The following is a 4251-nucleotide window of genomic DNA, read 5'->3' on the forward strand; positions in this document are numbered from 1 at the left end:
CGCGGCCCGGCCCGACAATGTGCGGCCGATCCGGCCGGACGACAAGGCGCAGCAGCACAGCGCACCCGGGCCTGCACTGTAGGAGACACCAATGGCTATTCGGGTCCTGGTGGCCGATGATCAGGCGCTGGTGCGCGGCGGCTTCGTCGCGCTGCTCGAGGCGCAGGACGGCATCGAGGTGGTGGGCGAGGCGGACAACGGCGAACAGGCCGTGCGGATGACCCGCAGTCTCACCCCGGACGTGGTGCTGATGGACATCAGGATGCCCATCCTGGACGGCCTCGCCGCCACCAGGATGATCGCCGAGGACGCCGAGCTGGCCGAGGTGAAGGTGGTCGTGCTGACCACCTTCGAGCTCGACGAGTACGTCTTCGAGGCAATGCGCTCCGGTGCAACGGGTTTCCTGGTCAAGCACACCGAGCCGGCCGATCTGGTGCGCGCCGTGCGGGTGGTCGCGGCCGGTGACGCGCTGCTCTCCCCCGGTGTCACCCGCCGCCTGATCGCCGAATTCTCCGCGCACGCCAAAACTCCGCCACCGGCGACACTTTCCGAGCTCACCGACCGCGAACGCGAGGTGCTGGTCCTGGTCGCCGAGGGACTCACCAACGCGGAGATCGGCGAGCGGCTCTTCATGAGCCCCGCCACCGCCCGCACGCACGTCAGCCGCATTCTGATGAAACTCGGCGCCCGCGACCGCACCCAATTGGTCGTGCTGGCTTATGAATCCGGCGTGGTGCGGCCGGGGTGGCAGTGATTAGGCGCTACCGGGATTCGACTGTTCGCGCTCGGCGGCGGTGAACCCGCCGCGTGGCGCGCCGGGCGGTGCGGTCTGCAGCCGGGCCGAGCTGGCCGACGCGGCGCGGAAAACTCCCGAAACACCCTGCGGTGCGGCGGCATAGGTGATCGAGTTGCTCGGGTCGAAACCCATTCCGGTGCCGATCGCGACGGCGTCCATATTCGCGCCGAGGAACAGGAAATTCCAGCTGTAGACGTCCTGCTGCTGGGTGATCAGCGATTTCACCGCGGTATGGGTCCACTCCTTGCTCGAGTTCTCGTGACCGTCGGTGAGCACCACGACGATCACCGTGCCCGGGCGTTCGTGTTCGGGCCGTTTCGCCAGTTCCGCCCCGACGTCGGTGACCAGCCTGCCGACCGCGTCGTACAGTGCGGTCATCCCGCGCGGCTGTAGGTCGAGCGGCGGTACCTGCGCGACCGGGCGGTTCGCGTAGACGCATTCGTACTCGGTGTCGAACTGCGCCAGCGTCACCTCGATCGTCTTGGGCAGCTTGCGCTGTTCCTCGATGAAGGCGCTGAAGCCGCCCTCGGTGTCGGATTTGATCGACTGCATCGACCCCGAGCGGTCGAGTAGTACGGCGATCAGTGTCAGGTCTGGATTTGTCATGGCACCCCCGGATCGGTTCTACGAACCCCATCCAAAGTACGCCCGTATACGCATCGAGGCGTACGACGAGTGCCGACGCGCGCCCGATGTCCGGCGGCAGGTGTCCGGCGCAGGCTTTTGCCATGAACATCCCCGACTGGGATCCCTGGCCGTTCCTCTGGATTGTCCCACTGCTGTGCTGGGTCGTCGTCCTCACCGTGGCGCTGCTCGCTCGGCGCCTGTTCCGTGGGCGCGCCGAGGGGAAACGAAAAGGCCCGCCCCCAAAAGGGAGCGGGCCTTTCGCGTAGTGCTTTTTACTCGCCTGCGGCTTCCGCGGTGCCTTCAGCGGCACCGGTCAGCACGACCTCGGGCTTGTCCTCGTCCTTGTCCGCCTTGGTCAGCTTCGTCTTGCCGACAAAGGTGAACTTGGCGTCCTCGCCGGAGCCTTCGCCGTCCCAGCCTTCGACGTCGACGTAGACGGTTTGGCCGGGGCCGATCTCGCCGAAGAGGATCTTCTCCGAGAGTTGGTCTTCGATCTCGCGTTGGATGGTCCGGCGCAGGGGCCGGGCACCGAGCACGGGGTCGAAGCCACGCTTGGCGAGCAGGGCTTTGCCTTGCTCGGACAGCTCCATCGACATGTCCTTGTTCTTCAACTGGACACCGACCCGGCCGATCATCAAATCCACCATCTGCACGATCTGATCGGTGGTGAGCTGGTGGAAGACGATGACGTCGTCGATCCGGTTGAGGAACTCGGGCCGGAAATGCTTCTTCAGCTCGTCGTTGACCTTGAGCTTCATCCGCTCGTAGTTCGAACCCTGAATGTTGGACTGAGTGAACCCGAGCCCGACCGCCTTGGAAATATCGGAGGTACCGAGGTTGGAGGTGAAGATCAGTACCGTGTTCTTGAAGTCCACGGTCCGGCCCTGGCCGTCGGTGAGACGACCGTCCTCCAACACCTGCAGCAGGGTGTTGTAGATCTCCTGGTGTGCTTTCTCGATCTCGTCGAACAACACCACCGAGAACGGCTTACGCCGCACCTTCTCGGTCAGCTGCCCACCCTCCTCATACCCGACATAGCCGGGAGGGGCACCGAAGAGCCGGGAGGCGGTGAACCGGTCATGGAACTCGCCCATGTCGATCTGGATCAGCGCGTCATCATCACCGAAGAGGAAGTTCGCCAGCGACTTGGCCAGCTCGGTCTTACCCACACCCGACGGCCCGGCGAAGATGAACGACCCCGACGGACGCTTGGGATCCTTCAACCCCGCACGGGTGCGGCGGATCGCCTTGGACACGGCCTTGACCGCGTCTTCCTGGCCGATGATCCGCTTGTGCAGCTCATCCTCCATCCGCAGCAGACGGGTGGTCTCCTCCTCGGTCAGCTTGAACACCGGGATACCGGTCCAGTTGGCCAGCACCTCCGCGATCTGCTCATCATCGACCTCGGCGACCACATCCAGATCACCGGAACGCCACTGCTTCTCCCGCTCAGCACGCTTGGCGACGAGCTGCTTCTCCTTGTCGCGGAGCCGTGCCGCCTTCTCGAAATCCTGCGCGTCGATCGCGCTTTCCTTCTCCCGGCGCGCATCAGCGATCTTGTCATCGAACTCACGCAGATCCGGCGGAGCGGTCATCCGACGGATCCGCATCCGCGCACCCGCCTCGTCGATCAAGTCGATCGCCTTGTCCGGCAAGAACCGGTCATTGATGTAGCGATCGGCCAACGTGGCCGCGGCCACCAGCGCACCATCGGTGATCGAGACCCGGTGATGGGCCTCGTAACGATCCCGCAGACCCTTCAAAATGTTGATGGTGTGCTCGACCGTCGGCTCACCGACCTGCACCGGCTGGAACCGGCGCTCCAACGCCGCGTCCTTCTCGATGTACTTGCGGTACTCATCGAGAGTGGTCGCGCCGATGGTCTGCAACTCACCACGGGCCAGCTTCGGCTTCAGAATCGAGGCCGCGTCGATCGCGCCCTCGGCGGCACCCGCACCCACCAAGGTGTGCAGCTCATCGATGAACAAGATGATGTCACCACGGGTGTTGATCTCCTTGAGCACCTTCTTCAGGCGCTCTTCGAAATCACCCCGGTAACGGCTGCCCGCCACCAGCGACCCCAGATCCAGGGTGTAGAGCTGCTTGTCCTTGAGCGTCTCGGGCACCTCACCATTGACGATGGCTTGGGCCAGGCCCTCGACGACGGCCGTTTTACCGACACCGGGCTCGCCGATCAGCACCGGGTTGTTCTTGGTGCGCCGGCTCAACACCTGCATCACCCGCTCGATCTCCTTCGAGCGCCCGATGACCGGGTCGAGCTTGCCCTCCAGCGCGGCCTGGGTCAGGTTACGGCCGAACTGATCGAGCACCAGCGACGTCGACGGAGTACCCGCCTCACCACGCGAACCCGACTCGACCGGTTCCTTGCCCTGATACCCCGACAACAGCTGGATGACCTGCTGGCGCACCCGGTTCAAATCAGCGCCCAGTTTCACGAGCACCTGCGCGGCCACACCCTCACCCTCACGGATGAGACCCAGCAGAATGTGCTCGGTACCGATGTAGTTATGGCCCAGCTGCAGCGCTTCGCGCAGACTCAGCTCCAGCACTTTCTTGGCACGCGGCGTGAACGGGATATGACCCGACGGGGCCTGCTGGCCCTGCCCGATGATCTCCTCCACCTGGCTACGCACGCCCTCCAACGAAATGCCGAGCGACTCCAGCGACTTCGCCGCGACACCCTCACCCTCATGAATCAGCCCCAGCAGGATGTGCTCGGTACCGATGTAGTTGTGGTTGAGCATCCGGGCCTCTTCTTGGGCCAGGACAACGACACGCCTCGCGCGGTCGGTGAACCTCTCGAACAT

Annotated in this window: 4 protein-coding genes; 2 read left to right on the forward strand and 2 right to left on the reverse strand. The window is 64.5% G+C overall.

Features of this window, described 5'->3' with window-relative positions; all coding sequences use genetic code 11:
* Window positions 1–91 precede the first annotated feature (91 nt).
* Complete coding sequence (locus tag NN4_RS44280; RefSeq protein ID WP_147144393.1) at window positions 92–754, forward strand: response regulator transcription factor; 663 nt, start codon at window positions 92–94, stop codon at window positions 752–754.
* On the opposite strand, the gene NN4_RS44285 is transcribed toward NN4_RS44280, so the two are convergent.
* Entirely contained in the window at window positions 755–1402 is a 648-nt protein-coding gene (locus NN4_RS44285; protein WP_186818932.1) for a vWA domain-containing protein, read from the reverse strand.
* 122 nt (window positions 1403–1524) lie between these two features.
* Between NN4_RS44285 and NN4_RS45590 the strand changes: the two genes are divergently transcribed.
* Complete coding sequence (locus NN4_RS45590; protein WP_186818933.1) at window positions 1525–1689, forward strand: hypothetical protein; 165 nt, start codon at window positions 1525–1527, stop codon at window positions 1687–1689.
* A 6-nt stretch (window positions 1690–1695) separates the two neighbouring features.
* Here NN4_RS45590 and NN4_RS44290 read toward each other — a convergent pair whose 3' ends face one another.
* Window positions 1696–4251, reverse strand: coding sequence for an ATP-dependent Clp protease ATP-binding subunit (locus tag NN4_RS44290; RefSeq protein ID WP_135234495.1), 2556 nt, complete (start codon window positions 4249–4251; stop codon window positions 1696–1698).

This window comes from Nocardia ninae NBRC 108245, from assembly GCF_007990755.1.
GTDB lineage: Bacteria > Actinomycetota > Actinomycetes > Mycobacteriales > Mycobacteriaceae > Nocardia > Nocardia ninae.